Genomic DNA, 6,000 nt, shown 5'->3' on the forward strand with positions numbered 1-6,000 from the left:
GACCGGTGGGGTTCATGTCTCTGTTCCGCTACGCCGCCTGGGCTTCGGCAGCCGAACTGCGCATGCGCCACACGTCAGCCCAGTCGTGGCCGGGCTGGCGCGGCAGGAACACGCGCACCTGGCGAGCGTTGTTGCCCGGCGTGCTGCGGGTCAGGCGACGGGCCAGCGCGTAGGCGCAGGCCTGGCCTTCGAAGCTGCCATCGGCGTCGTTGTCGGCATAGATGCAGACCTGACGCACGCACTCGGGCAGCCACAGCTTCTCGAGGTTGCCGGCGCTGACGGCGGCCCACGCCGGCTTGCCGGTCGCGAGGTGCACCGCCAGCGCGGTCTCGATGCCTTCGGCTACGGCGAGCTCACGCGCCGGTTCGCACAGCCGGACGGCGGCGCCGTTGATGCCGGCCGAGAGCACCTTGCGTGCGTCGGGTACCGGCGCCTTCTCGCCGTCGTTCAGGTAGGTCCGGTGCAGCGTCACCGCGTGGCCGTCCGGGCCCTGGATGCAGGCCAACATCGCCGGGTAGTCGGCCACCTTGCAGGAGCGGCCGGCGGCGTTCTTCTCGTAGTAGCCCAGCGCCGGGTGACGGCGCAGGACACTCGGCGCATGGCGCAGGTGCAGCCCACGGCGGCGCAGGTAGCAATCGACCTCGTCGCCGGGCTGGACGGGCAGGGCTTCGTCCCACAGGCGTTGCGCGAGGCGGCGCATGCGCTGCGCGGACGGTTCGACCGCCGCCGGTGGGGCACTCGGCGCGGGGGCCGGCGCGCCGACGCAGGACTCCACCTGCCGCAGCGCGGTCGCGAAGTCGAGGCCGAGCGCGGCCTGCAGGAGCTTGAAGCCCCCTCCCGCGCCGCAGTGGCGGCAGTGGTAGTTGCCTTCGCCGAACTTGTCGGTGTACTGGAAGCGATCGGTGCCGCCACACGACGGGCAGGGGCCGTTGCGCTTGCCCAGGATGCGATTGTCAACGCCCAGGCTGCGCAGGATCTCGGTCCAGCGGCCGTGTGCGCGGCGTTTGGCTTCGTCGATGCGATGCTCGAAGGCCGTGTCATTCATGGCGGCCTCCGCGGCCACCGCGGCGGCACTTGGAAACGGGCATGGCTTGTTGTCGCTTCATGATTTCTCCTTGACGGGTGAACCCACCACGCCGGGCCTGCGCCCGGTTGAGGGCAAGGCTCCGCGGCCATGGCGGGCGGGCCGGCGCTAAAGCGCCGGAGGGACTTCGGGGCCGGCTTCGGAGCAACGCGCTCCAGGTGTGCCTGCGACCTGCGGGAAAACCTCTCCGCAGCGCACACGCGAGGTGCTGCGCTGGGGAGAGGAGGCCCGAAGGCCTCCAACCCATCAACTCAATCGGCCAGTTCGACGGCATGGCCGTCCGATCCGGTGCCGACGCTCAGGCGGAACTGCCTGCCATGCAGCACCGGATAGCGCTCGAGCTTCAACTCACGCAGCAGCGAGTCGAGCGTGTCTTTCGGATCGACGGAGCGCAGCCGACGGATGAGGTCGGCCAAAGCTTCGCGGTCCGCGTCCAGGTCGGACTCCAGGAACTGCTCGTTCTCGTCGGTGAAGTTCGAGACCTGACGCACCGGTTCACCCGAGCATTCGCCATCCGGGATGTGGAGCACCCCGTCGTGGTGGACGCCGGCATCGGTGATGTCCACGCTATCGCTGCCCACGCCGACGCGAACGGCGGCGCACAGCACCACATCCGGCCAGATCCAGCGGCCTTCCAGCGTGCGGCGAACACGCTCGCCGAGCGGTTCGACGGTGACCGACTCGTCGTCCAGCCAGCGCACATGGGCTTGCACCCAATGCTCGTGATGCAGGCCGCCCAGGTTGAAGAGCAGGCACCCCGTGGCACGCGCGAACATCCAGCGGCCGGCGTTGTTCTCGTCGAACGAGTCGATCGAGTACAGCTTGACCGAGCCGGCCTCGATGGCCACCCGTGCCGGCGCGGCGGCCACCGTCCGCAGGTAGTCCCGGTTGCCCGAGCCCTCCTGGTAGGGGTAGCCGCAGATCTCGTCGAACACTGCGGCGGGCAGGGCGTCGATGTCGTTGAGCAGGTCCAGGTGGCCCCAGCCTCGCAGGGCCGAATAGAACCTGTCGACGAACACGTCGGCGGGCAGGGCGCGCTTGGCGTCCTCGAGCACGCGGCGCCATTCGGCGCGCAGCGCGGTGTCGATGCGCTTGCGCTGCCGGTCTTCGTCGATCAGCTTGTCGCGATCGGGCAGCCGGGCCATGAACTGGCGCGCATCGAGGTGCAGCACGTTCACGCGCTCCGGGCGGTGGTAGATCGGGCGCAGCACGCAGAAGCCCTGCAGATAGACCAGGGTGTCGTGGCTGTGCTCGCCGTCGCGCGTGCCGCACAGGTGCAGGCCGCCGACGGGCGTCGCGGTGAGCGCCAGGTGCTCGGGGGCATGCGGGCGTTCGAGTCGCTTGCCGTTGAAGCACACCGGCACGGGGAAGCCCGCGCACAGCGTGGCGATGCGCGAGGCCAGGTCGGGCAGGTCGACCCCGTGCAACTCGATCTGCGTGCCTTCAGCCGGCGCCTCGGCCAACTCGACGACGTCGATTGGCGTTCGTGCCAGCGCGGCAGCGGTGTCGAAGTCCGCGAACAGACCGCGCGACCGCACGATGCAGCGCGATGCGGCGTAGAGGCACTTCGAGAACCCGACGCCGAACGGGTTCTCGGCGTCGCAGGTGGTCTCATCCCAGCCCGACTCGTTGAAGGTCAGCAGCTTCTGGAAGTCGTCGATGCCGCGGCCGTTGTCGCGGACGGTCAGCGTCCTGGTCTCGGCGTCGTGGTCGACGGTGATGGACGTGGCGCCTGCGCGCCGGGCGTTCTGGAGCAGTTCCGACACGAGGGTGAATCGGTCGGTGAAGGCGAAGCGCTGGTTGCGCAGCGCGCCTTCCTCGTTGATGCGGACTTGAATCTGCATGGTGTTTCTCCGGCATGGCGGGTGCCCCGAAGGGACGCCCGCCTTTGGGGTGGATGAGTCAACCGCGCGGCGAGTCGAACTCGATCGGCGCGGTGAAGAGCTGGCCGGCATGCAAGGCCTCCAGCAGCGGGTGGTCGAGGAACTCGAACAGCAGCAGTTGCTGCACGTGCAGCGCGCGGCCGCGGCTGTCGAGCCGCTCGACCTGGAAGCCGAGCGGATGCCACTGCAGCCGGTAGGCAAGGCGGTCGGCGCCGGCGATCACGAAGGTGCGGCCGGGCCGGCCGGTGACGATCTCGCTTTCCTTGACGAGGTACTCGAGATCCTCGGGTGCGCGCACGGGCAGCAGCAGCGCCGCGACACGCCCGGCTTGGGAGACGATGTGCATGGCGGCTCCTCAGCGGACCGGCTTGGCGCCGGGCAGGCGATGGCCTTCGGCGCGCGAGGGCGGCGAAGGCGAATCGATGGCGTCCAGGTGGGCGCCGAGTGCGTGCAATGCGAGAACGGCCAGCACGCCGGCCGCGCGATAGAAGCGGGACATGGTGTGTTCCTTGATGTGGTGGTCGCCGCGCTGCGGCGGCGGCCGGGAAGGGCTCAGGCGAAGGGCTCAGGCGAACAGGTCGCCCTGCAGGGCGACCGCGCGGACCTGTTGGTTGATCCACTGCGGATTGCGGGCGAGTTGCAGTTCGACCCACTCCGGATTGCGGGCGACGGCTTCACGCACCCACTCGGGGTAGCGCGTCAGCGTGGCTTCCAGCCAGCGCTTCACGCCATGGCGGATGCGCCTGCGGATCTCCTCGGCATCGACGAGGCCGCAGTAGGTAATCGGCGACAGCGGGCTGCAGCCGACGACGCGCAGGCAGTTCACGAACGAGAACGGCCGCGAGTCCTTCTCGCGCTCGGTGAACACCCAGCGCAGCGTGTCGAGCTTGGCTTCGAGCGGCGTGTCGGGATCCGACAACGCCTCGACCTCCTGCAGCAGGCGCCAGTGCAGGAACACGACGTCCTGCTCGGTCCAGTCGATGGTCTCTGCGCCGGCTTGGGCGATGTCGTCGTCCTCGGTCGGGACGTCGTCAAACGAATCACAGTAGGCGCCGGCCGTGAAGAGGGGCGCGCGGGAACGTTCGAGCGATGCTCGGGGATGTGGCATGTTGGCTCCATGGGGAACGCGGAGGCCATGACCGCCCGCGGGGCGATGGCCCCACGGGGTGACGAATGCCGGCTCGGAGCCGGCGGCTGACTTCAAGGGCTGGCTGGGCGCGGCGCGTGCCGCGGGATCGGGATGCCAGCAACCGATCGAAGCGCGCGTTACAGCCGTCGGCCGCACGGGGCCCGGGCAGTCAACGGCTCGAAAGCGCGCTCGGGATGCGAAGCGGTCGAAGGGTTCGAACCGCTCGCATGCGCACAAGGATCAACAGGGCTTGCCGGGGTGGACGCAGGGCCAGCTGCTGCGTGTGCGAAAGGTAGCGACGCGATCGGCAGCGGTCAACGGGGTTGGGGCCGCGTGGCGTGGGCTGATGGCGAAACCACCGCCGCCGCGCGGCCGTTTCGCGTGGCGATGGGTGCCGGCCGCGGCGAACACTGGCCGCCAGCGCGTTCTCAGTGTGATTGTTGCGGGAGAGGCCCATGCACAACGATGTCCTGCCGACGACCACCAGCCTGCAGATCGTGCGGGTGGACCAGGGTGGCGTCAACGAGCGCATCCTCGCGCGCGAGGCCAAGGTCGACTATCGGCGTGTCGAGGCGGCGAGCGTGAAGATGCCGGCCTGCTTCACCAGCGCCGAGGGCAAGCGACTGTTCGTGCGCATGTTCGCGACGCTGCAACTCAACGCGCACTTCATCTCGGTGATCGCGCGCACGCGCCTGGACCCCGAGGACGTTGCGCGCGTCGAGACGGCGCTGCGCGAGCGCCTGGATGCCGTCTCGGCTGCGCTTGACCGCGCCATCGACGGCGCCGAAGCGCTCTTCAAGGCGCACGGAATCACGCGGGTGGCGACCTACGACACTCGAGCGCTGGAGATCGAGGTGGGCGTGCTGTCGTCGAGCGGCCGGCGGTATCTGGAACTGCTCGGCAAGCTCGACCAGCTGATGCCCTTGCTGCAGACGCTGGAGATTCACGAGGTCATCACCACGCGCGAGGTCGACAAGCAGCGTGCGCTGGTGAAGCGCCAGGTGCGCGGCGTCGCCACCGCGGCACGCAACTTCGCGTCGGGACTGCGGCGGCGCATGAACGCACCGGAGGTCGAGATCGAGGGGCAGGGTGATTCGGTCGAAGATGCGACACGCGACGATGCGAGTGCCCTGGCCGGCCAAGACGCGGCGATTTCTGCCTTGCCGTCCGCCGAGCCAGTTGCCGAGGCTGGCGCATCTGGCGACGGCGAGAACGATGAAACCCCGGCGCCGCGAGTCGCCACCGCGTAGCGCCCGCGCAAGGCCGCCGTTTAGCAGGCGAACGCTGCACTCGACGTGCGTTCACTGATCGCCGGCGCTACGGTCTCACGCAGGCGCATGGCGGCTCCACGGGTCGCAGCGCTCCTCCCATCGAAGGTCGATGGCGTCGCAGTCGACACCTGCCTTGATTGCGCTTGAGGCGACCAGCGGCAACGCTGGCATCCCGCCATCAGCAACCACTTTTTCAGGGCCGGGCATCAGCGCCGGTTCGCATGAACCGCCAGCTGGGAACGCACTGGCGGTAAACCTGGAGTCTTCGCGTTCCTGTCCGCAGCGATCCGACCGTGACCCTTCGCTGCGGCAACGAGCTGGTCATGCCTTCCGGCGGAGCCGTCCGCCGCGGAGACCGAACATGCCCATGCGAACCTCCTTGCCCGGCAGCGCCGCTACTGCCACGCCCTTGCGCACGACCGAGTCCGGCGCGGCCAACAACCCCTCACCCTGCTTGCCCGACACGGGCTTCCTGCGCCAGCGTCAGGTGCTCGCGTTCGTGCCGATATCGAAGTCCACGCTGTGGCGACAGGTCCGTGCGCGCTCGTTTCCGAGCCCGGTGAAGCTGTCGGCAGGAGTCACGGCTTGGCGCGCCGAAGATGTGCGGCGCTGGATCACCGAGCAGGGCGGCAG

The 6,000-nt window shown here is 69.2% G+C and carries 7 protein-coding genes; 2 read left to right on the forward strand and 5 right to left on the reverse strand.

Translation table 11 applies throughout. From position 1 onward, the window contains the following. Window positions 1-28: 28 nt before the first annotated feature. The 5 genes from x551_RS01970 to x551_RS01985 form a co-directional block, all read right to left on the reverse strand. Window positions 29-1,045, reverse strand: a complete 1,017-nt coding sequence (locus tag x551_RS01970; RefSeq protein WP_036229279.1) for a toprim domain-containing protein — start codon at window positions 1,043-1,045, stop codon at window positions 29-31. Window positions 1,046-1,335: 290 nt separating this feature from the next. Further along, complete coding sequence (locus tag x551_RS01975; RefSeq protein ID WP_036247378.1) at window positions 1,336-2,928, reverse strand: ATP-binding protein; 1,593 nt, start codon at window positions 2,926-2,928, stop codon at window positions 1,336-1,338. 58 nt (window positions 2,929-2,986) lie between these two features. Beyond that, window positions 2,987-3,313, reverse strand: a complete 327-nt coding sequence (locus x551_RS01980) for a hypothetical protein (RefSeq protein WP_036229249.1) — start codon at window positions 3,311-3,313, stop codon at window positions 2,987-2,989. A 9-nt stretch (window positions 3,314-3,322) separates the two neighbouring features. Then, window positions 3,323-3,466: a hypothetical protein gene (locus x551_RS25715; protein WP_155935774.1), complete on the reverse strand. Its 144-nt coding sequence runs from the start codon at window positions 3,464-3,466 to the stop codon at window positions 3,323-3,325. Window positions 3,467-3,532: 66 nt separating this feature from the next. Then, the gene (locus x551_RS01985) at window positions 3,533-4,075 is read right to left on the reverse strand and encodes a hypothetical protein (protein ID WP_197028709.1); all 543 of its coding nucleotides are present in this window, start codon (window positions 4,073-4,075) and stop codon (window positions 3,533-3,535) included. Between the two features lie 476 nt (window positions 4,076-4,551). Between x551_RS01985 and x551_RS01990 the strand changes: the two genes are divergently transcribed. Then, entirely contained in the window at window positions 4,552-5,346 is a 795-nt protein-coding gene (locus x551_RS01990; protein ID WP_051495498.1) for an AcaB family transcriptional regulator, read from the forward strand. Between the two features lie 382 nt (window positions 5,347-5,728). Further along, window positions 5,729-6,000: AlpA family phage regulatory protein (locus tag x551_RS01995; RefSeq protein WP_036229286.1), on the forward strand; the 272-nt coding region annotated here is incomplete at its 3' end.

It is taken from the genome of Methylibium sp. T29 (genome assembly GCF_000576205.1).
Taxonomy (GTDB): domain Bacteria; phylum Pseudomonadota; class Gammaproteobacteria; order Burkholderiales; family Burkholderiaceae_C; genus Methylibium; species Methylibium petroleiphilum.